The sequence below is a fragment of the Methylopila musalis genome (assembly GCF_042679725.1).
Lineage (GTDB): Bacteria > Pseudomonadota > Alphaproteobacteria > Rhizobiales > Methylopilaceae > Methylopila > Methylopila musalis.
In genome coordinates this window covers 1-22,970 of the sequence record NZ_JBHTMX010000032.1, presented here as the reverse complement: position 1 = coordinate 22,970, position 22,970 = coordinate 1, and the positions used below count along the sequence as shown (strand labels likewise).

The 22,970-nt window shown below is 69.4% G+C and carries 21 protein-coding genes; 9 read left to right on the top strand and 12 right to left on the bottom strand.

Annotated features, from left to right (window positions below):
* From ACFQ4O_RS06225 to ACFQ4O_RS06195, 7 genes are all read right to left on the bottom strand, one after another.
* The coding region (locus ACFQ4O_RS06225) for an FAD/NAD(P)-binding protein (RefSeq protein ID WP_378774804.1) at positions 1–826 on the bottom strand (826 nt) is incomplete at its 3' end.
* Position 827: 1 nt separating this feature from the next.
* Positions 828–2,009 (bottom strand): FMNH2-dependent alkanesulfonate monooxygenase, encoded by a 1,182-nt coding sequence (ssuD, locus tag ACFQ4O_RS06220; protein ID WP_378774803.1) that lies wholly within the window; start codon positions 2,007–2,009, stop codon positions 828–830.
* Complete coding sequence (locus ACFQ4O_RS06215) at positions 2,006–2,986, bottom strand: sulfonate ABC transporter substrate-binding protein (protein WP_378774801.1); 981 nt, start codon at positions 2,984–2,986, stop codon at positions 2,006–2,008. The genes ssuD and ACFQ4O_RS06215 overlap by 4 nt, the downstream gene beginning before the upstream one ends.
* 23 nt (positions 2,987–3,009) lie before the next feature.
* Entirely contained in the window at positions 3,010–3,558 is a 549-nt protein-coding gene (locus ACFQ4O_RS06210; RefSeq protein ID WP_378774800.1) for an NAD(P)H-dependent oxidoreductase, read from the bottom strand.
* A complete protein-coding gene (locus ACFQ4O_RS06205) occupies positions 3,555–4,433 on the bottom strand; it encodes an ATP-binding cassette domain-containing protein (protein ID WP_378774799.1) in 879 nt (292 codons plus the stop codon). Before ACFQ4O_RS06205 ends, ACFQ4O_RS06210 begins: the two co-directional genes overlap by 4 nt.
* A gap of 11 nt (positions 4,434–4,444) precedes the next feature.
* On the bottom strand, positions 4,445–5,215 hold the full coding sequence (gene ssuC, locus ACFQ4O_RS06200; protein ID WP_378774798.1) for an aliphatic sulfonate ABC transporter permease SsuC: 771 nt from the start codon (positions 5,213–5,215) through the stop codon (positions 4,445–4,447).
* An 11-nt stretch (positions 5,216–5,226) separates the two neighbouring features.
* A complete protein-coding gene (locus ACFQ4O_RS06195; protein WP_378774797.1) occupies positions 5,227–6,168 on the bottom strand; it encodes a sulfonate ABC transporter substrate-binding protein in 942 nt (313 codons plus the stop codon).
* 278 nt (positions 6,169–6,446) lie between these two features.
* On the opposite strand from ACFQ4O_RS06195, the gene ACFQ4O_RS06190 reads away from it, so the two are divergent.
* Together ACFQ4O_RS06190 and ACFQ4O_RS06185 are read left to right on the top strand one after the other, a co-directional pair.
* A complete protein-coding gene (locus ACFQ4O_RS06190) occupies positions 6,447–7,724 on the top strand; it encodes an AmpG family muropeptide MFS transporter (RefSeq protein ID WP_378774795.1) in 1,278 nt (425 codons plus the stop codon).
* Positions 7,725–7,780: 56 nt separating this feature from the next.
* Entirely contained in the window at positions 7,781–8,329 is a 549-nt protein-coding gene (locus tag ACFQ4O_RS06185) for a formaldehyde-activating enzyme (protein WP_271203735.1), read from the top strand.
* A 192-nt stretch (positions 8,330–8,521) separates the two neighbouring features.
* Here the strand turns inward: ACFQ4O_RS06185 and ACFQ4O_RS06180 are convergent, their stop codons facing one another.
* Positions 8,522–8,758, bottom strand: a complete 237-nt coding sequence (locus ACFQ4O_RS06180) for a YbdD/YjiX family protein (protein WP_378774794.1) — start codon at positions 8,756–8,758, stop codon at positions 8,522–8,524.
* A 4-nt stretch (positions 8,759–8,762) separates the two neighbouring features.
* Positions 8,763–10,814, bottom strand: coding sequence for a carbon starvation CstA family protein (locus tag ACFQ4O_RS06175; RefSeq protein WP_378774793.1), 2,052 nt, complete (start codon positions 10,812–10,814; stop codon positions 8,763–8,765).
* Positions 10,815–11,032: 218 nt separating this feature from the next.
* Here ACFQ4O_RS06175 and ACFQ4O_RS06170 point away from each other — a divergent pair, with 218 nt between their 5' ends.
* The 6 genes from ACFQ4O_RS06170 to ACFQ4O_RS06145 all read left to right on the top strand — a co-directional run bounded on the left by ACFQ4O_RS06170 (position 11,033) and on the right by ACFQ4O_RS06145 (position 18,591).
* Positions 11,033–11,956 (top strand): LysR family transcriptional regulator, encoded by a 924-nt coding sequence (locus ACFQ4O_RS06170; RefSeq protein WP_378774792.1) that lies wholly within the window; start codon positions 11,033–11,035, stop codon positions 11,954–11,956.
* A 246-nt stretch (positions 11,957–12,202) separates the two neighbouring features.
* Positions 12,203–12,703 (top strand): formate dehydrogenase subunit gamma, encoded by a 501-nt coding sequence (locus ACFQ4O_RS06165; RefSeq protein ID WP_378774791.1) that lies wholly within the window; start codon positions 12,203–12,205, stop codon positions 12,701–12,703.
* Positions 12,700–14,256: a formate dehydrogenase beta subunit gene (locus ACFQ4O_RS06160; protein ID WP_378774790.1), complete on the top strand. Its 1,557-nt coding sequence runs from the start codon at positions 12,700–12,702 to the stop codon at positions 14,254–14,256. Before ACFQ4O_RS06165 ends, ACFQ4O_RS06160 begins: the two co-directional genes overlap by 4 nt.
* 11 nt (positions 14,257–14,267) lie before the next feature.
* A complete protein-coding gene (gene fdhF / locus ACFQ4O_RS06155; protein WP_378774789.1) occupies positions 14,268–17,108 on the top strand; it encodes a formate dehydrogenase subunit alpha in 2,841 nt (946 codons plus the stop codon).
* Between the two features lie 267 nt (positions 17,109–17,375).
* Entirely contained in the window at positions 17,376–18,221 is an 846-nt protein-coding gene (fdhD, locus tag ACFQ4O_RS06150) for a formate dehydrogenase accessory sulfurtransferase FdhD (RefSeq protein WP_378774788.1), read from the top strand.
* A gap of 13 nt (positions 18,222–18,234) precedes the next feature.
* Positions 18,235–18,591 carry a formate dehydrogenase subunit delta gene (locus ACFQ4O_RS06145; RefSeq protein WP_378774787.1) on the top strand — a complete coding sequence of 119 codons (357 nt, stop codon included), beginning with the start codon at positions 18,235–18,237 and terminating at the stop codon, positions 18,589–18,591.
* A 201-nt stretch (positions 18,592–18,792) separates the two neighbouring features.
* Here ACFQ4O_RS06145 and ACFQ4O_RS06140 read toward each other — a convergent pair whose 3' ends face one another.
* Together ACFQ4O_RS06140 and topA are read right to left on the bottom strand one after the other, a co-directional pair.
* Complete coding sequence (locus tag ACFQ4O_RS06140; RefSeq protein WP_378774786.1) at positions 18,793–19,140, bottom strand: hypothetical protein; 348 nt, start codon at positions 19,138–19,140, stop codon at positions 18,793–18,795.
* Positions 19,141–19,166: 26 nt separating this feature from the next.
* Entirely contained in the window at positions 19,167–21,839 is a 2,673-nt protein-coding gene (gene topA / locus ACFQ4O_RS06135; RefSeq protein ID WP_378774785.1) for a type I DNA topoisomerase, read from the bottom strand.
* 189 nt (positions 21,840–22,028) lie between these two features.
* Between topA and ACFQ4O_RS06130 the strand changes: the two genes are divergently transcribed.
* Positions 22,029–22,265, top strand: coding sequence for a hypothetical protein (locus ACFQ4O_RS06130; RefSeq protein ID WP_378774784.1), 237 nt, complete (start codon positions 22,029–22,031; stop codon positions 22,263–22,265).
* Here ACFQ4O_RS06130 and ACFQ4O_RS06125 read toward each other — a convergent pair.
* Positions 22,229–22,970 (bottom strand): DNA-processing protein DprA (locus ACFQ4O_RS06125; RefSeq protein ID WP_378774783.1); only part of this gene is annotated, 742 nt, incomplete at its 5' end. The genes ACFQ4O_RS06130 and ACFQ4O_RS06125 overlap by 37 nt on opposite strands.

Below are 22,970 nucleotides of genomic sequence, written 5' to 3'. Positions count from 1 at the left end.
CCTCGGCGGCCTGCACGGCCCGGCGGATGCGCAGCAGCAGCCGTGAGGCGCGGCGCTCCGGCCGGTCGGAGAAGTCGCCGATGTTGTCGCCCGCCGGGCCGTCATGCCCGCGGGAGGTCAGGCCCCGGCGGGAGACCGCGACGATCGGGCCGCGATGGCCGCGCCGCTCCAGCGACGCCACGATGTCCGCCATGGTCAGGCCGGTGCCGACGATCAGCACCCGGGCGTCCGGGGCAAGGCCGTTCAGCGCGTCGCCCCGCTGGGCGTCGAGGACGAGGCGCGGGTCGCCCTCCAGCGGGCGCACCGCGGCGGGCGTGGACGGCCGGGGATGGGTGGCGGCGAAGACGAGCCCGTCCGCCGTCAGCTCAGCGCCGTTCGACAGCTGGATGCGGTAGCGGCCGTCGTCGAGCGCGACGCCGGTCGCCAGCGCCTGAACATGCTCGATCTCGCCCGATAGCACGTAAGGCTCGATGGTTTCGGCGGCGTAGCGGCCGAAGACCGAGCGCCGCGGAAAGGCGCGGCCGTCCTCGGTCAGCGCCTCGGGATCCTCCTTCAACGCGCCGTCCGCCTTGAGCCAGCGGTCGAAATGGCAGGGGTCCGACGGCACGAAGGTCATGCGCGAGGCCGGCACGTTGATGCGGTGCGCGGGATCGACGCTGGAATAGGCGAGCCCGGCGCCGAGACGCGGCCGGGGCTCCACCACGACGATGCGGAACTCGCCCGGCGCGCGGCGCGCCAGCTGATGCGCCGCGACGGCGCCGGAGACGCCGCCGCCGACGATCACGATCGTCGGCGGCGTGTCAGGTCGGGAGGGCGTCTCGGTCATTTCAGGACTGGGACACGCGCAGCGTCGGCCGCACGGCGTTGGCGATGGTCTCGCCGAACGGACCCATGTTGACGCTGGTGGAGGCGGGCTTCGTCTGGGTGGAGAGCGGCAGCAGCGGGAACACCAGCTCCGCGAAGCGGTAGGCCTCCTCCAGATGTGGGTAGCCGGACAGGATGAAGGTGTCGACGCCGAGCGCCAGATACTCCTTGATCCGGGCCGCGACCGTCTCCGGATCGCCCACCAGCGCCGTGCCGGCGCCGCCGCGCACGAGGCCGACGCCCGCCCACAGGTTGGGGCTCACCTCCAGCTTGTCGCGCCGTCCGCCGTGCAGCGCGGCCATGCGCTGCTGGCCGACGGAGTCCATGCGGGCGTAGACCTTCTGCGCCGCGGCGATGGTGTCGTCGTCCAGATAGCGGATCAGGCTGTCGGCGGCGGCCCAGGCCTCCTCGTTGGTCTCGCGCACGATGACGTGGAGACGGATGCCGAAGCTCACCTCACGGCCGGCGGCCTCGGCGCGGGCGCGCACGAGGTTCACCTTCTCCGCGACCTGCGCCGGCGGCTCGCCCCAAGTCAGGTACTTGTCGATGGTCTTCGCAGCGACGTCGGTCGCCGCGTCCGACGAGCCGCCGAAATAGAGCGGCGGCCCCTTTTCCTGATGGGGCAGGAACAGCAGGCGGCCGTCCTCCAGCCGGATGTGCTTGCCCTCGAAATCCACGCTCTCGCCGGCGAGCAGCCGGCGGTACACGTCGAGGAACTCGCGCGTGACCTCGTAGCGTTCGTCGTGGTTCAGGAACACGCCGTCGCCGGCGTTCTCCGCCGGATCGCCGCCGGTGACGACGTTGATCAGCAGGCGCCCGCCGGAGATGCGGTCGAGGGTCGCGGTCATGCGGGCGGCGACCGTCGGCGACTGCAGCCCCGGCCGCACCGCCACCAGATAGCGCAGCCGCTCGGTCAGCGGCGCGAGCGCCGAGGCGACGACCCAGGAGTCCTCGCAGGAGCGCCCCGTCGGCAGCAGCACGCCGAAATAGCCGAGCTGGTCGGCCGCCTGCGCCACCTGGCGCAGATAGCCGAGGTCCACCTGCCGGCCGCCCTTGGACGTGCCGAGATAGCGGCTGTCGCCATGGGTCGGCAGGAACCAGAGAACGTTCGCCGTTTCCGCCGCGTGGGTCGACGTGGTCGTCACTTGGCAGCCTCCTTGGCCTTGGAGAGATCGAACACCGCCTCGGACACCGTGATGGGCTTCGGAAGCAGCTTCAGCTCAAGGAAGGTGTCGGCGATTTTCTGCTGGGCCGCCACCACCTCCGGCGTCAGCGGCGCGACGCCGAGCCCGGTGCGGGCGACGGCGGTGACGAGCAGCGACGAGGGGATGCCCACGATCGGCGCCAGCTCCTCGGCCGCGGCCTTTGGGTCCTTGGCGACCCAGTCCTCGACCTTGCGCAGCTCCTCGACGGCGATCTTCAGGATGTCGCTGTTCTTGTCCGCGTAGTCGCGGGCGGAGAGGAAGAACTGGTGGTTGGCGACGATGCCGGTTCCATCCGTCAGCACGCGGGCGCCGGCGGCTTCGGCCGCGGCGTAATAGGGGTCCCACACCGACCAGGCGTCCACCGACTTGCGCTCGAAGGCCGCGCGGGCGTCGGCCGGCGCCAGGAACGAGGTCTTGATGTCGTCATAGCCGACGCCGCCCTTTTCGAGCGCCTTCACGAGCAGGAAGTGCGCGTTCGAGCCCTTGGCGACGGCGACGTTCTTGCCCTTCAGGTCGGCCAGCGTCTTGATCGGGCTGTCCTTGTGCACGAGGATCGCCTCGCCCTTCGGGGACTCCGGATCGTTCGCCACATAGACGAGGCGGTTGCTGGCGGCCTGGGCGAAGATCGGCGGAGCCTCGCCGGTGGTGCCGAAATCGATGGCGCCGGCGTTGACGGCCTCCAGCAGCGGCGGCCCGAACTGGAACTCGGCCCATTTCACGGTGACGCCGAGCGGCTTCAGCCGCTCCTCCAGCGTGCCCTTGCCCTTGAGCAGGATCAGGGTGCCGTACTTCTGGTAGCCGATGCGCAGGACGCGGTCCTCGGCCGAGGCGGACACGGAGGCCGCAGCGCCGAAGACGCCGGCGAGCGCGAGGGCGGCGATGGTCTTGCCGGCGGCCCGGCGGGTGAAAGCGATCATGTGGGTGCGATCCGGGCTGGAGGTCAGGCGGCGAGCGCCGCGCGGGTCAGGGCGAAGGAGGCTTCGGCCACAAGAGCGTCGAGCCGGGCCGCGACCCGCTCGTCGGTGACGCGGCCATCCACGATGGAGCGGTCGAGCGCGAACACGGCGGTCGGGAGCGTCAGCGCGTCGAAGGAGGCGAACAGCGGGCGAAGCTGATGCTCCACGGAAAGCGCGTGCCGCTCGCTGCCGCCAGTGGCGAGCAGGGCGACGGGCGTTCCGGTGAGCGAACGGTAGTCCACCAGGTCGATCAGATGCTTGAAGAAGCCGCTGTAAGACCCTTTGTAGATGGGCGAACCGGCGATGATCAGGTCGGCCGTCTCGATGGCGCGCAGGCCGGCTTCCAGCGTCTGCGGGGCGCCGTCGCGGGCGAGGGTGCGGCCAAGCTCGGGCGCGAGTTCGGCGACGTCGAGAAAGGTCAGATCCGCGCCGGAGCGCGCCTGAACGCGGGTCGCCACATCCTCCACCAGACGGCGGGTGCGCGACGGCCGCCCGAGGCTGCCGGCGATGGCGACGATGGTCTTGCGGGTCATGCGTAAAGCTCCTGCGCCTCGTCGGCGGGCGCGGCGTCGCGTTCGGCCGCGCCGAACAGGCGATCGAGAATCTGGCCCTCGAGCCGCGCGATCGCGGGCGATCCGCGGCGGCGGGGGCGGGGCAGGTCCACGGCGAGGTCGAGCGACACGCCGCCGTCCTCGAGCACGATCACCCGGTCGGCCAGCGCCAGCGCCTCCGACACGTCGTGGGTCACCAGCACCGCGGTGAAGCCCTGCTCCTGCCAGATGCGCTCCAGCAGACCCTGCATCTCGATGCGGGTCAGGGCGTCGAGCGCGCCGAGCGGCTCGTCCAGCGCCAGCAGGCGCGGGCGGCTGACGAGGGCGCGGGCCAGCGCCACGCGCTGCTTCTGGCCGCCGGACAGCACGGACGGCCATTCGCCGATGCGGTCGACGAGGCCGACCTTGCGCAGCACGTCCAGCGCCGCCTCGCGGGCCTGCGCCTTGTCGGCGAGGCCGCGCACGCCGACAAGCACGTTGTCGAGCACCCGCGCCCACGGCAGCAGGCGCGGCTCTTGGAACATGATGCGGGCGGACTCCGACGTCGGCGGCTGGTCGGCCACCGTCACCACGCCTTCGGTCGGCTGGTCGAGGCCGAGGATGGCGCGGAGCAGGGTGCTCTTGCCGCAGCCGCTCTTGCCGACGATGGCGAGGAACTGGCCGGCCGGCACGTGCAGGTCGAGCTTCTGCAGCACCTTCTTCGGGCCGAAGGATTTGGAGAAACCCCGCAGCGTCACCGAGGCGCCACGGCCGCCGGCGGCGCGCAGCTGCGTCGGCTTGGGCGCCGAGGCGGGGGAGAAGGCCGCCGCGAGGCCGAGCGGCGACAGCAGGCGGGCGGAGAATGAGCGTGCGGTCATGGTGCGCGTCCTCAGTGGGCGATGTAGGCGGGGTGCCACGACAGGGTGGAGCGCTCGAGCCAGCGGGCCACGGAGTCCGCTAGCTTGCCAAGCAGGGCGTAGATCAGGATCGACAGCACCACGACGTCGACCAGCATGAACTCGCGGGCGTTCATGGCCATGTAGCCGAGGCCCGAGGAGGCGGAGATCGTCTCGGCCACGATCAGCGTCAGCCACATGATGCCGAGCGCGTAGCGCAGGCCGACGAAGATCGAGGGCAGGGCGCCCGGAAGCACCACCTTCAGGAACAGCTCCACCGGCGTCATGCCGTAGGCCCGGCCCATCTCCACGAGCTGGGCGTCCACGGTGCGCACGCCGTGCAGCGTGTTGAGGTAGATCGGGAAGGAAACGCCGAGCGCCACCAGGAAGATTTTCGCCGTTTCGTCGATGCCGAACCACAGGATGACGAGCGGGATCATCGCCAGATGCGGAATGGTGCGCACCATCTGGATGGTCGGGTCCGTCAGCCGCTCGGACAGCTTCGACAGGCCGTTGGCGAGGCCGAACGCGAAGCCGATGCCGCCGCCGATCAGGAAGCCCACGCCCGCGCGCCAGGCGCTGATGCCGATGTTGGTCCAGAGCTCGCCCGAGGTGGCGAGCCGCCAGCCGGCGAGGGCGACCGCGGTCGGCGCGGGCAGCACCTCCGGCGCCAGATAGCCGGCGGAGGACAGGGCCTGCCAGACCAGGATCAGCCCGACCGGGATGATGAAGGCGAGCAGATCGCCGGATTTCAGGAGTTTCATCCGGGTCTCCTTCAGGCGCCGGGCGTCCAGACCGCGTCCGCGACCGTGATCGCGGTCGGGATCAGGCCGATGCGGTGGAAGCGGTCGGCGTTGGCCTGCTGGGTCTTGACTACCTCAGGGGTGAGGGGTCGCACGGCGTAGCCGGTGCGCGTCTGGGCGCGACGCTGCGCCTCGATCGACGTCTTGGTGGCGGCGGAGAACAGCTCGGCCACCTCGTCCTTGTGCCCGTCGGCCCATTCGCCGACGCGGCCGAACTCCTCCACCACGCCCTTGAGCAGGTCGCCGTTGGCGGCGGCGAAATCGCGGTTGGCGAGGGTGAAGCCGTTCTGCGGCCCGGCGTCCTCGCTGGAGGACAGCACCCGCGCGCCGAGCGTCTGCTCGGCGATGGCGAAGAACGGATCCCACACCGCCCAGGCGTCCACCGAACCGCGCGCGAAGGCGGCCTGTCCGTCCGCCGGCGGCAGATAGGCGGGCGTCACGTCATCGAAGGACAGGCCGGCCTTTTCGATCAGCTGCACCGCCACGTTGTGGGCGCTGGAGCCCTTCGGAATGGCGATGCGCTTGCCCTTGAGGTCCGCCACGGTTTTGAGCGTGGAGTCCTTCGGCACGAGGATCGCGGCGCCGGAGGCCGGATAGGTCGCGGCGTAGACGAAGCGGCCGCGGGCGGCCTGGGCGAAGATGGGCGGGGCGTCGCCGGTGGTGCCGATGTCGATCGAGCCGACGTTCAGCGCCTCCAACAGCGGCGGGCCGAAGGTGAACTCCAGCCATTCGACCGCGACGCCCTGGGGCTCGAAGCGCTGTTCCAGCGCGCGGCGGGTGCGGGCGATCAGGAAGACGCCGTTTTTCTGGAGGCCGACGCGAATCTTGCGGGCGTCCGCGCGGGCGGAGCGGATCAGCGCGGGCGCGGCGACCGCCGCGGTGAGGGCGGCGACTGCGGTGCGGCGGGTGAGCATGACAATATCCGTGACGAGAAAACGAGAGGCGAAGGCCGGCTGCCCGGCGGCTCTAGAAAGAGAATCGACAGCTCGTCATCGGTGCGGCCTTGGCGTTCGGCGCCGGGCGTCCCGGCGGGTGGATGACAAATCCTATATAATCCATAAAAGCTGTCAACTTAGTAGACTTGGATTCCCGAGACCGGCGGGCATGCCGCGGGCGGCGAATGGAGCTAAGACAGTGCGCGGTCGCGCGAATCGCCGCGCGGCGCGACGCTTCGTTTCCGGGGGAGGCCGTCTTGTCCGATCACGCCGCAGCTCCGTCCGCGCGCGCGCCCGGCGCGTCCATCGGCCTGAAACGCTTCGCCGCGGGCGTTCTGGGCTACGCCTCCGGCCTGCCGTTCCTGCTGGTGCTCGGCACGCTCGCCATCTGGCTGCGCGAGGCGGGGGTGGGGCTCGCCGAGATCGGCCTGATGTCCTGGGCCAGCATCGCCTACAGCCTCAAGTTCATCATCGCGCCGTTCCTCGACGCCTATGCGCTCGGGCCCCTCGGCCGCGCGCTCGGCCGGCGGCGGGCGTGGATCTTCGCGCTGCAGATCGGCGTCTCCGGCGGCCTCGCGCTGATGGCGTTCTGCGATCCGACCGTCAGCCTACCGGTGATGGCGGCCGCCTGTTTCGCCGCCGCGCTGTTTTCGGCCGCGCAGGACGCGGCGATCGACGGCTGGCGGGTGGACGTGGCGGAGGCGGAGGAGCAGGGCGTTCTCGCCGCGGGCTACCAGCTCGGCTACCGGCTGGCGGTGCTCACCTCCGGCGCCGGCGCGCTGTTCATCGCCGAGGACTTCGGCTGGAACGCCAGCTATCTGGCGATGGCGGCGATCATGCTGCTGGTGGCGGCTCTCACCGTGCTGCTGGTGCCGCCCTCCGTGGACCGGGAGCACGCCCGGACCGAAGGTTCGCTGCTCGAAGCGCCGGTGCGCGATCTGGTGCTGCTCGTGACCACGGTTCCGCTCGCGACGCTCTGCCTGATCGGGCTCTACCGCGTGCCGGACCTGCTGGCGGGCGTGATGGCGCAGGCGCTCTACGTGGACGTCGGATTCAGCAAGACCGAAATCGCCAGCGTCTCCAAGGTGTTCGGCGTGGCGCTCACCATCGCCGGCGCCTTTCTCGGCGGCTTCCTGCTGACGAAGCTTCCCATGCGCACGGTGCTCGTCATCGGCATCGTCGCTTCCGCCAGCACCAACCTGCTGTTCGCCACGCTGCACGCGGTGGGGCACGAGATCTGGATGCTGGCGCTCGCCATCTGCTTCGACAACGTGGCGTCCGGCGTCGCCGGCACGGCGCTGATCGCCTTCATGTCCAAGCTTGCGGCGTCGGAGTTCTCCGCCACCCGCTACGCGGTGTTGAGCTCGATCTACGCGCTTCCCGGGCATCTGGTGGGCGGATTGTCGGGTTATGCGGTGGACGCGGTCGGCTATGGGCCGTACTTCATCGCCACCTTCCTGTCGGGCCTGCCCGCTTTGCTGCTGTGCCTGCGCCTGCGGGCCGAGCGCGCGCCGGCCAGACCCGCGGAAGCCTGAGGCGCAGGCCGTCGCATTCTCCGTGCGAGGGCCGTGGACCCAACAAGGAGATAACGATGTCCAACCGTATCGTGCTGCGCGCCGGCGAGGCGCTGGTCGCCGGCGGCCCTCCCGGAACCGCGGCCGAGCCGGAAGTGGTGATCGGCGAGCTGGACGGGCCGGTGGGAACCGCGCTCGCCACCCTCACCGGCGATCAGGTCGCCGGCCACACCCGCGTGTTCGCGCTGCTCAACACCGACATCATGGTGCGGCCGATCACGCTGTGCGTGTCCAAGGTGACGGTCGACAATCCGCGCTACACCAACATCCTGATGGGCACGGTGCAGTTCGCGATCGCCAACGGCGTGCTGGACGCGGTGCGCGAGGGCTACATCCCCAAGGAGAAGGCCAACGACCTCGGCATCATCTGCTCGGTCTGGCTCGCGCCCACCATCGTCGACGTGGAGAACCTCGACCACAAGGTGCTGTTCGACATCCATCGCCGCGGCATGACGCAGGCGATCCGCAAGGCCATGTCGAACGAGCCCACCATCGACTGGCTGCTGGAGAACCAGGACAGCATCACCCACAAATACTACCAGATGGGCCTCGACGGTAAGGTCTGAGCCCGGCGCGCTGGCGACGCCGGCCGTGCGTCGTCGTCGCGTTTCGTTCTGACACGCCGTGGGTCTGGGTCTCGGCTCGAGGCCGGGACAAGACAAGGCGGCCAAGTCTCACTCAGCCGCTTGAAACAGAATGAAAAAAGGGCGCGGAGCTGGTCGGCTCCGCGCCCTTTTTTTGTCCGCCTTAGCGGGTCGTCAGCAGCAGCGCATGACGCCGGCGCGGCCGCCGCCGCCGAAGCGGCGGTCCTGCGCGTCCCGGAAGAACGCGTTGCGGTCCATGGGCTCCGTATCCGGGTGGTTGGCCCGGATATGGGCGACGTAACGGTCATAGTCCGGCACGCCGACCATCAGATGGGCGGTCTCCCGCGCGGCCCGGCAGGCGCAGAGCAGCGGGTCGAGCCGCAGGCGCGCCGCTTCCAGCGTCCTGCGCATGGCCTCACTCCGCCGGCACGCCGTGGATCTCGTTCGCCGTCGCCGTGGGCGAGCGCAGCGCGACGAAGATCCAGCGGAGGCCGAAGCCGACCATGACGATGACGACCGTCATGAAGGCGATGGTCAGGCCGGCGTTCACGTAGTCGTTGAACACGATGCGGCCCATTTGCTCCACCGTCTTGGCGGGCGCGAGGATCTGCCCCTGCGCCGCCGCGTCGCCGAACTTCTTGGCGTGGGCGAGGAAGCCCACGGACGGCGAGGGGTGGAACAGCTTCTGCCAGCCGGCCGTCAGCGTGCAGATCAGCAGCCACACCGTCGGCACGATGGTGACCCACGCGTAGCGCTCGCGCTTCATCTTGAACAGCGCCACGGTGCACAGCGTCAGCGCGATCGCCGCCAGCATCTGGTTGGAGATGCCGAACAGCGGCCACAGCGTGTTGATGCCGCCGAGGGGATCCACCACGCCCTGATAGAGGAAGTAGCCCCAGGCGGTGACCGCAATGCCGGTCGCGATCACGTTCGCGGTCCACGACGTGGTGTTGCGGAACGACGGGGCCACGTTGCCGATCAGGTCCTGGATCATGAAGCGGCAGACGCGGGTGCCAGCGTCGACCGTGGTCAGGATGAACAGCGCCTCGAACAGGATGGCGAAGTGGTACCAGAACGCCATCAGCGCTTCGCCGCCGATGAGCTGGGACAGGATGTGCGACATGCCGACGGCGAGCGTCGGAGCGCCGCCGGCGCGGGACAGCACGGTGCTCTCGCCGACCTGCTGCGCGAGCAGCGTCAGGTCGCCGGGCGTGATGTGGAAGCCCCAAGACGACACGGCCGCGGCCGCGGTCTCGGGGGTGGTGCCGATCAGCGCCGCGGGGCTGTTCATGGCGAAGTAGATGCCGGGCTCAAGCACCGAGGCCGCGATCAGCGCCATGATGGCCACGAAGCTCTCGGTGAGCATCGCGCCGTAGCCGATGAACTTGGCCTGGGTCTCGTTCTCGATCAGCTTCGGCGTGGTGCCGGAGGCGATGAGCGAGTGGAAGCCCGAGACGGCGCCGCAGGCGATGGTGATGAACAGGAAGGGGAACAGCGCGCCGGCGAAGACCGGGCCGGTGCCGTCGATGAACTTGGTGACGGCCGGCATCTTCACGTCCGGCATCACCACGAGGATGCCGACGGCGAGGCCGACCACCGCGCCGACCTTCAGGAAGGTGGAGAGGTAATCGCGCGGCGCGAGCAGCAGCCACACCGGGATGACCGAGGCCACGAAGCCGTAGCCGATGATCATCAGCGCAATGGCTTCGCCCTTGAAGGTGAACAGCGGCGCGAGCGTCGGGCTCTCCGCCACATGCTGGCCGTAGACGATGGAGGCGAGCAGCAGCACGACGCCGATCAGCGACACTTCGCCCACGTGGCCCGGCCGCAGGTAGCGGCTGTAGAGGCCCATGAACAGCGCGATCGGAATGGTCGCGGCCACCGTGAACATGCCCCAGGGCGAGCCCACCAGAGCCTTCACCACCACCAGCGCCAGAACCGCGAGCAGGATGATCATGATCAGCAGGATGCCGATCTGCGCGATCACGCCGGCGGTGACGCCCATCTCCTGGCGGATGATGTCGCCGAGCGAGCGGCCGTCGCGGCGGGTGGAGAGGAACAGGACCAGGAAGTCCTGCACCGCGCCGGCGACGACGACGCCGACGATGATCCACAGCGTGCCGGGCAGGTAGCCCATCTGGGCCGCGAGCACGGGGCCGACCAGCGGGCCGGCGCCGGCGATGGCCGCGAAATGGTGACCGAACAGGACGTATTTGTTGGTCGGAACGTAATCGAGGCCGTCGTTCAGCCGCTGAGCCGGCGTGGCGTAGGCCGGATCGAGCTTGAGCACCTTGGTCGCAAGGAACAGGGCGTAGTAGCGGTAGGCCACGAGATAGGTGGAGACCGCGGCGACCACGATCCACAGGGCGCCGATCGACTCGCCGCGATGCAGCGCGACGGTCCCGAGCGCAAAGGCGCCGATCAACGCCAGAATGACCCACGGAAGGTGGGAGCGGACGAAGGACATGATGTTGAGCGCCTCCCCGGCGTGCTGCGGCCCCTTGACCCATGGGGCCTTTCGATCTGCATACGCCGAAAGAATAAGGGTCGTAAACGCTGTTTCCGGGCTGATCTTGCGCAATTTTCGTGCGAAACTGGCATGCCAGCGCCTCTTTTCGCTTCTGGCGGGCTCTTGCCATATAATCTTGCGCAAGGCCGATGTGGCCGACTCGCTTCTGGACGGCCATGCTCGACAAGCTCGACTTCCTGCTCGCTCTCGCCCAGGAGCGCCATTTCGGCCGTGCGGCGGAGGCTTGCGGCGTCACCCAGCCCACGCTTTCGGCGGGCGTGAAGCAGCTTGAGGACGCGCTCGGCGTGCGGCTGGTGGAGCGGGGCTCGCGTTTCCACGGCTTCACCCCCGAAGGCGAGCGGGCGCTGGAATGGGCGCGCCGCATCGTGGGCGACGCCCGCGCCATGCGTCAGGACATCGACGCGCTGAAGCGGGGCGTGGTCGGCCATCTGCGGATCGCGGTGATTCCGACCGCGCTGCCCATGGTGTCCCAGCTCACCACGCCGTACCGCGCCCAGCACCCGGACGTGCGCTTCACCATCATCAGCAGCACCTCGGGCGAGATCGGCGACGCGCTCGACAATCTCGAGGTGGACGCCGGCATCACCTATCTCGACAACGAGCCGCTCGGCCGCGTCTCGGTGACGCCGATCTGGCGCGAGGGCTACCGGCTCATCACATCGGTGGACGGCGAGCTCGGCGATCGGGACGCGGTGACCTGGCGCGACGTGGGGAAGCTTCCGCTCTGCCTGCTGACGCCGAACATGCAGAACCGCCGCATCGTCGACACCCTGCTGAAGGAGGCGGGCGTCACCGCCGCGCCCACGCTCGAGTCGAACGACACGGTCGTGCTGCTCAGCCATGTGCGCACCGGCGCGTGGTCCAGCGTGCTGCCCCAGAGCTTCGGCGAGACCATGGGCCTGCCGCCGAACATCCGCTCCATTCCCATTCTGGAGCCGGAGGTGGTGCACACGGTCGGCCTCGTGGCCCCGCATCGCGATCCGCAGACGCCGGCCACCACGGCGCTGGTGACGATCGCCAAGGCGCTGGCGGCCCGACTCGGCGCGGTGACGCCGGGAGCCGTCGCGGCGTCGGTTTAAGCTGGCCTTACCGCCGGTTTTCAGAAAAATTCAAAAGAGTGAACGGGCTGGCCACGATCCGGCCGGGCAGGGCGTCTGGCATGCCAAGCCCTTTGGATCGCTTCTAAAATCGTTTTCGCCACTTGATGGATCGCCGCAGCCGATAGATATGTTCTATCAGCTGACGGGATACGCGCATTGATAACTCAAGGGATCAGGGCCAGAGTTTGGAATAACAAGAATTATATATGGAGGACGCGAGCCATGATGAGCGGGGCATCCGTCTCCGGATCGCGGCATGCGCACGAAGCGTGGTCGCCGGAGCGCGGTCAGGAGATCATCGCCGACCACATCGCCCTTGAGGGGGCGACCATGCCGATCCTGCACGCCATGCAGGAGACCTTCGGCTACGTGCCTCAGGACGCGATCCCTCTGATCGCCGACGCGATGAACCTGTCGCGCGCCGAGGTCCATGGCGTCTTCACCTTTTACCATGATTTCCGGCACGAGCCGGCCGGCCGCCACATCGTCAAGGTGTGCGTCGCCGAGGCCTGCCAGGCCGCCGGCGCGCGTGAGACCTCGCCCAAGTTCGAGAAGGCGCTGGACTGCGCCTTCGGCGAGACCCGCCCCGACGGGCAGGTGACGCTGGAGCCGATCTACTGCCTCGGCCTGTGCGCCTGCGCCCCGTCCGCCATGGTGGACGGCCGTCTCGTCGGCCTGATCGACGATGAAGCGATCGCCGAGATCGCGGCGGAGGTGCGGTCGTGAGCGTCGTCATTTACGTTCCGGGCGACGCCGCGGCGGTCGCCGTCGGCGCCGACCGCGTCGCCAAGGCCATCACGGAAGGGCTCGCCCGCCGCGGGATCGAGGGCCGCGTGGTGCGCAACGGCTCGCGCGGCATGATCTGGCTGGAGCCGCTGGTGGAGGTTGTCACCGCCGCCGGCCGCGTCGGATACGGCCCCGTGAAGCCCAAGGACGTCGAGGCGCTGCTGGACGGCGGCCTGCTCGACGGCGCCGGCCATGACCTGCGCCTCGGCGACGTGGAGACGATCCCGTTCTTCGCCAAGCAGGAGCGCTTCACCTTCAAGCGCGTGGGCGTCACCGATCCGGTGTCGCTCGACGACTACCTCGCCCATGGCGGCTACAAGGGCCTCGAGCGCGCGCTGGCGCTCGGCCCCTCCGACACGGTTGAGGAGGTGTTCAACTCCGGCCTGCGCGGCCGCGGCGGCGCGGGCTTCCCCACCGGCATCAAGTGGCGCACCGTCGCCGCCTGCGCGCCGGGCAAGAAGTACATCGTCTGCAACGCGGACGAGGGTGACTCGGGCACCTTCGCCGACCGCATGATCATGGAGGGCGACCCCTTCCAGCTGATCGAGGGCATGACCATCGCCGGCGTCGCCGTCGGCGCGGACATGGGCTATGTCTACTGCCGCTCGGAATACCCGCATGCGGTGATCGCCATGAACAAGGCGATCCAGGCCGCCCGCAAGGCCGGCTATCTCGGCCGCGGCGTCGCCGGTTCTCAGTACAATTACGACATGGAGGTGCGCGTCGGCGCCGGGGCCTATGTCTGCGGCGAGGAGACCTCGCTGCTGGAGAGCCTCGAGGGCCGTCGCGGCCTGGTGCGCGCCAAGCCGCCGCTGCCGGCCCATAAGGGCCTGTTCGGCAAGCCGACGGTCATCAACAACGTGCTGTCGCTGGCGGCGGTGCCCTTCATCCTGTCAGAAGGCGCCAAGGCCTATGCGGACGTGGGCTTCGGCCGCTCCCGCGGCACCATGCCGATCCAGCTCGCCGGCAACATCAAGCATGGCGGCCTCTACGAGATCGCCTTCGGCGTGACGCTCGGCGAACTGGTGGAGGAGGTCGGCGGCGGCACGTTCACCGGCCGGCCGGTGCGCGCGGTGCAGGTGGGCGGCCCGCTCGGGGCCTATTTCCCCCGCGCGCTGTTCGACACCCCGTTCGACTACGAGGCCTTCGCCAAGAAGGACGGCCTGATCGGCCACGGCGGCATCGTGGTGTTCGACGACAATGTGGACATGGCCAAGCAGGCCCGGTTCGCCATGGAGTTCTGCTCGGTGGAGAGCTGCGGCAAGTGCACGCCCTGCCGCATCGGCTCCACCCGCGGCGTCGAGGTGATGGACAAGATCATCGCCGGCGTCGAGCGCGAGAAGAACCTCGCCATTCTCGAAGACCTTTCGCACACGATGAAGCTTGGCTCGCTTTGCGCTCTGGGCGGCTTCACCCCTTACCCCGTCATGAGCGCGCTCACCCATTTCCCCGAGGATTTCGGCCGCGGCCCCGTGCCGCTGGCCGCGGAGTGAGGAGGCCCGCCATGTCTCTCGTGACTGAAATCGACTACGGCACGCCCGAAATCAAATCCGACGTCATGGTCACGCTGGTCATCGACGGCCAGAAGGTGACGGTGCCGGAAGGCACCTCCATCATGCGCGCGGCCATGGAGGTCGGGAACCAGATCCCGAAGCTCTGCGCCTCCGACAATCTGGAGGCCTACGGTTCCTGCCGCCTCTGTCTGGTGGAGATCGAGGGCCGCAACGGCACGCCCGCCTCCTGCACCACGCCGGTGGCGGAAGGCATCGTGGTCAAGACTCAGACCCCGCGCCTGAAGCAGCTGCGCCGCGGCGTGATGGAGCTCTACATCTCCGACCATCCGCTGGACTGCCTGACCTGCTCGGCCAACGGCGACTGCGAGCTGCAGGAGCAGGCGGGCGTCGTCGGCCTGCGCGAGGTGCGCTACGGCTATGAGGGCGAGAACCATCTCGTCTCCAAGAAGGACGAGTCCAACCCGTACTTCACCTACGACGCCTCGAAGTGCATCGTCTGCTCGCGCTGCGTCCGCGCCTGCGAGGAGGTGCAGGGCACTTTCGCGCTGACGATCTCGGGCCGCGGCTTCGACAGCCGCGTGTCGCCGGGCATGGACGAGCTGTTCATGCAGTCGGAATGCGTGTCCTGCGGCGCCTGCGTGCAGGCCTGCCCGACCGCGACGCTGCAGGAGAAGTCGGTCATCGAGATCGGCACGCCCGAGCATTCGGTCGTCACCACCTGCGCCTATTGCGGCGTGGGCTGCACCTTCAAGGCCGAGATGCGCGGCGACGAGCTCGTGCGCATGACGCCGTGGAAGGACGGCAAGGCCAACCACGGCCACTCCTGCGTCAAGGGCCGCTTCGCCTACGGCTACGCCCAGCACAAGGAGCGTATCCTCAAGCCGATGATCCGCGCCCAGATCACCGATCCGTGGCGTGAGGTGTCGTGGGAGGAGGCGATCGAATACGCCGCCACCGAGTTCAAGCGCATCCAGGCCAAGTACGGCCGGTCGTCCATCGGCGGCATCACCTCCTCGCGCTGCACCAACGAGGAGACCTATCTGGTCCAGAAGCTGGTGCGCGCCGGCTTCGGCAACAACAACGTGGACACCTGCGCCCGCGTCTGCCACTCGCCCACCGGCTACGGCCTGAAGACCGCGTTCGGCACCTCCGCCGGCACGCAGGACTTCGACTCCGTGGACGACAGCGACGTGATCCTGGTCATCGGCGCCAACCCGACCGACGGCCATCCGGTGTTCGGCAGCCGCATGAAGCGCCGCCTGCGCCAGGGCGCCAAGCTGATCGTGATCGATCCGCGCCGCATCGATCTGGTGAAGAGCCCGCATGTCCGCGCGGACTATCACCTGCCGCTGAAGCCGGGCACCAACGTCGCCATGGTCACCGCGCTCGCCCATGTGATCGTGACCGAGGGCCTGATCAACGAGACATTCGTCCGCGAGCAGGGCGATCTCGAGACCTTCCAGGCCTGGGCCGAGTTCGTGGCCGAGGAGCGGCATTCGCCCGAGGCGACCGAGGCCCTCACCGGCGTGCCGGCGAACCTCGTGCGCGGCGCGGCGCGGCTCTACGCCACCGGCGGCGACGCGGCGATCTACTACGGCCTCGGCGTCACCGAGCACAGCCAGGGCTCGACCACGGTTCTCGGCATCGCCAACCTCGCCATGGCCACCGGCAACATCGGCCGCAACGGCGTCGGCGTGAACCCGCTGCGCGGCCAGAACAACGTGCAGGGCTCGTGCGACATGGGCTCGTTCCCGCACGAGTATCCGGGCTACCGCCACGTCTCCGAGGACAATGTCCGCGAGATGTACGAGGCGCTGTGGGGCGCTCCGCTCGATCCGGAGCCGGGCCTGCGCATCCCGAACATGCTGGACGCGGCCGTGGACGGCACCTTCAAGGGCCTCTACGTGCAGGGCGAAGACATCGCCCAGTCCGACCCGGACACCTACCACGTGACCTCGGGTCTCGCGGCGATGGAGTGCGTGATCGTGCAGGACCTGTTCCTGAACGAGACCGCCAACTACGCCCACGTGTTCCTGCCGGGCTCGTCCTTCCTGGAGAAGGACGGCACCTTCACCAACGCCGAGCGCCGCATCCAGCGCGTGCGCAAGGTGATGGCCCCCAAGGCGGTCTACGCCGACTGGGAGGTGACGCTGCTGCTCGCCAAGGCCATGGGTTACGAGATGGACTACCGCCATCCGTCCGAGATCATGGACGAGATCGCCGCGTCCACGCCGAGCTTCGCCGGCGTCTCGTTCCAGCGTCTGGAGGAGAAGGGTTCGGTGCAGTGGCCCTGCAACGACGCCGCGCCCGAAGGCACGCCGATCATGCACATCGGCGGCTTCGTCCGCGGCAAGGGCAACTTCGTCATCACCGAATATGTCGGCACCGACGAGAAGGTGGGGCCGCGCTTCCCGCTGCTGCTCACCACCGGCCGCATCCTCAGCCAGTACAATGTGGGCGCGCAGACGCGCCGCACGGAGAACTCGCGCTGGCATGAGGAGGACGTGCTGGAGGTTCACCCCGCGGACGCCGAGAACCGCGGCGTGCGCGACGGCGACTGGGTGACCCTGCGCAGCCGCGCCGGCGAGACCACGCTGAAGGCCAGAGTCACCGATCGCGTGGCGCCGGGCGTGGTCTACACCACGTTCCACCACCCGACGACCCAGGCCAACGTCATCACCACCGACTTCTCGGACTGGGCCACCAACTGCCCCGAGTACAAGGTGACGGCGGTGCAGATTTCGCCCTCCAACGGCCCGAGCGCCTGGCAGGAAGGCTACGAGGAGCACTCCCGCAACAGCCGGCGCATCCTGCCGGAAGCGGCGGAGTAAGCGGGACCGCGTTCCCGATCAGTTTTCGGGCGACGGACGACCGTCGCCCGGAACTGCTGGCACTGGCTGTGGTCCGGAAGGGCTTGAACCGTTCTTCCTTGTCCCGGCCTTGAGCCGGGACCCAGAACCTCAAGTGTTCCAAGGACAGCGCGACAGGCCGGCTCGGCAGGTTTTCAGACGCAGGCGTCTCTGGGTCCCAGCTCAAGGCCGGAACCCGGATTGCGTCTCCCGCTTTCACAGCCCGGCCGAGGCGCCCATATTCAACCGATGACCGAAGAGCTTCCGCCCCCCATCGTACGCCTGTCCCGCGCCGTCTGGCGCGACGGCGCGTTTGTCGAGACCTCCGAGCGGGCGACGCCGGCGGAGACGCCGATCGCGCTGGTTTATGACGGCGGCACGCAGGCGGTGATGATGGCGAGCCCGACCGACGTCGAGGACTTCGCCGTCGGCTTCAGCCTGACCGAGGGCATCGTCGCGGACATGTCCGAGATCGAAAGCCTCGAGGTGGTCGATCAGGGCGTCGGGCTCGAGGCCCGCATGTGGCTCGCGAAGAACCCGTCGCGAGACCTCGGCGCAAGGCGGCGCGCGCTCGCGGGCCCCACCGGCTGCGGCCTCTGCGGCATCGACAGTCTGGCGCAGGCGGTGAAGCCCGCCCGGGTCGTCGACGCCAGAACCGCCTTTTCCGCCAACGACATCCACGACGCGCTTCAGGCGCTGTGGAAGGCGCAGGCGCTCAATTTCGCGACCCGCGCGGTCCATGGCGCCGGCTTCTACGCGCCCGGCCGCGGCCTGATCGCCGTGCGCGAGGACGTCGGCCGCCACAACGCGCTCGACAAGCTCGCCGGCCATCTCGCCCGCAGCGGTGAGGACGCCGGAGCGGGCTTCGTGGCGCTCACGAGCCGCGTGTCGGTGGAGATGATCCAGAAGGCGGCCGTCATCGGAACCGGTCTGGTGGTCGCCGTCTCCGCGCCCACGGCGCTTGGCGTCCGCATGGCGGAAGAGGCCGGCGTCACGCTCGTCGCCATCGCCCGCGACGACGGTTTTGAAGTTTTCACACACCCCGATCGCATCGTCGCGGACAAGGCGCCGGAGAGCGCCCTCCGTCAGATTTGAGGAACGCGCCCTGATGGCCCACGCCCACGAAGCCCGCCCCGGCGTCCCCGAGATCGAGGGGCGCGAGCACAAGTCGACCCTCGACCGGCTGATCTACATGGCGAACCAGATCGGCTGGTTCTTCAAGAGCCAGCCGCTGGAGAAGCGCATCCCCGGCATCGTCGACCACATCCAGCACTTCTGGGACCCGCGCATGAAGAGCGAGATCTTCGCGCATGTGGGCAAGGGCGGCGCCGGGCTGGAGCCCGAGCCGCTGGAGGCGCTGGAGATCCTGAAGAAGGCCGCCGAAGGCAAGATCGCCACCTACGGAGAGGCCGAGCGGGTGGCGACCCCCGAACCCCGCACCGGCGAGTCCTATCAGGGCGGCTGAGCGTCCGACCGGTTTAAGGGGAAGGGGTCTCTGCCGTCTTGTCCCGGCCTTAAGCCGGGCCCCAGAAACGCTGGCGTTTACGATCCCGCTGAAACGTCGCCGCTCATCTGGCTGGCGTCGAGGTTCTAGGTTCCGGCTCAAGGCCGGAACAAGGGGCGGGGGCGTCGACCCGCGTCGTGAAAACGCGCCCAGCGCCGCGGTTCACTTCCCCGGCGTGGTCAGGTGCTCCAGCAGGGCGACGGCGGCGCGTTCGACGGTCATGCGCGGGTTGGCGTCGCACCAGGCGTCGACCCATTTGGTCAGCGCTTCCGCGTTGATGTCCACGTCCTTGCGCAGCTCCAGACCCTCCCGGCCGAAGGCCGCGCCGGTGACGAAGGCGTGCGCCCAGGACTGGTAGGCTTCGGCCTTGGCCGGATTGGAGCGCTGGGCGTCGGTCCAGGCGCCGCAGGTCTTGGTGCCGATGCCCCAGACCACGTAGGAGCCGGCGGCGCCCGCGGGCGAGGCGGAGACGCCGGCGGCGAGCGCCGCGGCGAACGCGAACATGCGCATATGGGTGATCCTCCCCGAGGCCGCTCTTATTCGGCGGCCTTCTTCGTGGTCTTGGCGGCGGGCTTCTTCGCCGCGGTTTTCTTGGCCGCCGGCTTTTTCGCGGCCGGCTTGTCGGCGGCCGATTTCGCCGCCGTGGATTTGGTCGCCGTCTTGCGCGCGGGCTTCTTGGAGCCGCCGGCGGCCGCCTTGGCGTCCACCAGCTTGATCGCCTCGTCGAGCGTCAGCGCGTCGGCGTCCACGCCCTTGGGCAGGGTGGCGTTGACCTTGCCGTGCTTCACGTAAGGACCGTAGCGGCCGGCGTGCACGGTGACGGCGCCCCCGTCCGGATGGTCGCCGAGCCCGCGCCCGGCGGGCGCGCCGCCGCGTCCCGCGCCGCGCTTCTCCTTCTTCTCGGCGATCACCGCGACCGCGCGGTTCAGGCCGACCTCGAACACCTCCTCGACGGAATCGAGATTGGCGTAAGCGCCGTCATGGGAGACGTAAGGCCCGTAGCGGCCGATGTTGGCCTCGATCGGCAGGCCCGATTCCGGGTGCAGGCCCACGAGACGCGGCAGCGACAGCAGCCTGAGCGCGGCTTGGAGATCGAGCTCGGCCGCGGACCAGCCCTTGGGCAGCGAGGCGCGCTTGGGCTTTTCCTTCTCCACCGGCTCGCCGAGCTGCACATAGGGGCCGAAGCGGCCGGCGCGCAGCGTCACGTCGAGATCGGTCTTCGGGTCCTTGCCGAGCAGCTTCACCCCGTCCGGGCCTGCGGACTGGCCGTCCTCGCCGCCGGAATCGGCGCCGAGCGGGCGGGTGTAGCGGCAGTCGGGATAGTTGGAGCAGCCGACGAAGGAGCCGAACTTGCCGAGCTTCAGCGACAGCTGGCCGGTGCCGCAGGTGGGGCAGGCGCGGGGGTCGGAGCCGTCCGCCTTCGGCGGGAAGATGTAGGGGCCGAGGATTTCGTTCAGCGCGTCGATCACCTGCGCGAAGCGAAGCTCCTTGGTGCTGTCCACCGCGCCGACGAAATCGCGCCAGAAGTCCCGCAGCACCTCTTTCCAGTCGAGCTCGTGGTTGGAGACCTTGTCGAGCTTCTCCTCAAGCGCCGCGGTGAAGTCGTACTCCACGTAGCGGTTGAAGAAGCTCTGCAGGAAGGCGGTCACCAGCCGGCCCTTGTCGTCCGGCACGAGACGCTTCTTGTCGAGCTTCACATATTCGCGGTCGCGCAGCACGGTCAGCGTCGCGGCGTAGGTGGAGGGACGGCCGATGCCGAGCTCCTCCATGCGCTTCACCAGCGCGGCCTCGGTGTAGCGGGGCGGCGGCTCGGTGTGGTGCTGGGTGGCGGCGACGGGGCCGACGCGGCGCAGCGGATCGCCGGCGGCCACGGCGGGCAGGCGCTTGGCCTCCTCGTCCTCCTCGTCGTCGCGGCCTTCCTGATAGAGCGCGAGGAAGCCGTCGAAGGTGACGACGGTGCCGGTGGCGCGCAGCTCGATCGGCCGGCCGGAGCCGGTGGCCGCGATGTCGACCGTGGTGCGCTCCACCTCGGCGGATTCCATCTGGCTCGCCACGGTGCGCTTCCAGATCAGCTCGTAGAGCCGGGCCTGGTCGTCGTCGAGGCGGCGGGCCATCTCGCGCGGGGTGCGGCGCGGGTCGGTCGGGCGCACGGCCTCGTGGGCCTCCTGCGCGTTCTTGGCCTTGACCGTGTAGCGCCGGGGCGAGCCCGGCAGATAGCGGGCGCCGTAGTCGGAGCCGATCAGTGAGCGGACGGCGGACACCGCCTCCGGGGCCATGTCGACGCCGTCGGTTCGCATATAGGTGATCAGGCCGACGGTCTCGCCGCCGATGTCGATGCCCTCGTAGAGCCGCTGGGCGATCTGCATGGTGCGGTTCGGCGCGAGGCCGAGCTTGCGGCTCGCCTCCTGCTGCAGCGTGGAGGTGGTGAAGGGCGGCGGCGGGTTGCGCCGGCCGGGCTTCGCCTCGACGTTCGAGACCTTGAGGTCGGAGGCCTCGATCGCGGCCTTCAGCGCCATGGCGCTCGCCTCGTCCGGCACGTCCAGACGGCCGATCTTCTTGCCGTCGGCGGCGGAGATGCGGGCGTCGAAGGTCTCGTTCTTCGGCGTGGCGAGCGTCGCCACCAGCGACCAGTACTCCCGGGGCACGAAGCGCTCGATCTCGGACTCGCGGTCGCAGACGAGGCGCAGCGCCACCGACTGCACCCGGCCCGCCGAGCGGGCGCCGGGGAGCTTGCGCCACAGCACGGGCGAGAGATTGAAGCCGACCAGATAATCCAGCGCCCGGCGGGCGAGATAGGCGTCCACCAGCGCCGCGTCGATCTCGCGCGGCTTCTTCATGGCATCGAGAATCGCCTGCTTGGTGATGGCGTTGAACACAACGCGCTCCACCGGCTGGTCCTTCAGCGCCTTCTTGGCGCGCAGCACCTCCAGCACATGCCAGGAGATGGCCTCGCCCTCGCGGTCCGGGTCGGTCGCCAGAATGAGACGGTCGGCGCCCTTCACGGCGCGCGCGATCTCGTTCAGGCGCTGGGCGGCCTTGCCGTCCACCTCCCACAGCATGTGGAAATCAGCGTCCGGATCGACCGATCCGTCCTTCGCCGGCAGGTCGCGCACATGGCCGTAGGAGGCCAGAACCTCGTATCCGGGTCCGAGATATTTGTTGATCGTCTTCGCCTTGGCGGGCGACTCGACGATGACGACGCTGTTCATGAAGCGGGAGCCCCTTCTCCGCGCCGGTGGTCGGTCCGGCGGCGGCGAACATGGGGAACCGGTCTGCCGGTGTCAAATGCCGCAAACGCCGCCGCCAGCGCGCGGATAAACATCATTGGTTGTAAATTTTGACAATTCCACATTTTAGGGTGCAATGCGCGAGGTGACGGGATCGAAGGGGAATCCACCATGACCGACGACGGCGAAACGCGCGCGAGAGGGGGCCGCGCGTCGTCGCGAGAGGAAACCGCCGCTTATCTCGAAGCGCTCGCCACGGACATGGTCCGTCTCGCGCGCGGCTCGAACCTGCCGACGCTCGCCTATCTGCTGGACATGGCCCGGATCGAGGCGCGGACCCACGCCAAACGCGAGCCGTCGTCCGGCGCGGGTCAGTCCCAGGCGTCGGGAACGCGCAGCGCCACCTGACCGCCGGGCAGCCGCTCCAGCCGGCCGGCGAGCTCAAGCTGGAGCAGCACGATCTGCACCGTGCGGGCGTCGCGCTCCGCGTGGCGGGCGAGGGCGTCGATGGTGGTGGGCGAGGGGCCGAGCAGGTCCAGCACCACGGCCGCGTCGTCGTCGCCGGGCTCGGCGGGGACGAACGGCGCGCCGTCGCCCTGTCCGAGCACGATGGGGGCCGGCGTCTCGGGTTCGCGCTCCACCAGCGGGCGCAGCGCTTCGAGCACGTGGTCGACCCGCGCCACCAGCGTCGCGCCGTCCCGCAGCAGGGCGTTCGAGCCCTCGCAGCGGGGATCGAGCGGGGAGCCCGGCGCCGCCATGACCTCGCGCCCGAGCTCCGTGGCGAGCCGCGCGGTGATCAGCGAGCCGGAGCGCATCGCTGCCTCCACCACCACCACGCCCAGCGACAGGCCGGCGATGATGCGGTTGCGGCGCGGGAAATCCCGTCCCCGGGGCTGCCAGCCGAGCGGCATTTCGGTCACGAGCGCGCCGGACTCGACGATGCGGCGGGCGAGATCGGCGTGCTCGGGCGGGTAGAGCCGGTCGAGGCCGGCGGCGAACACGGCGACCGTGCCGGTGTGAACCGAGGCGGCGTGGGCCGCGGCGTCCACCCCGCGGGCGAGGCCGGAGGCCACGACCCAGCCGGCGGCGCCGAGACCTTCCGCCAGCCGGGCC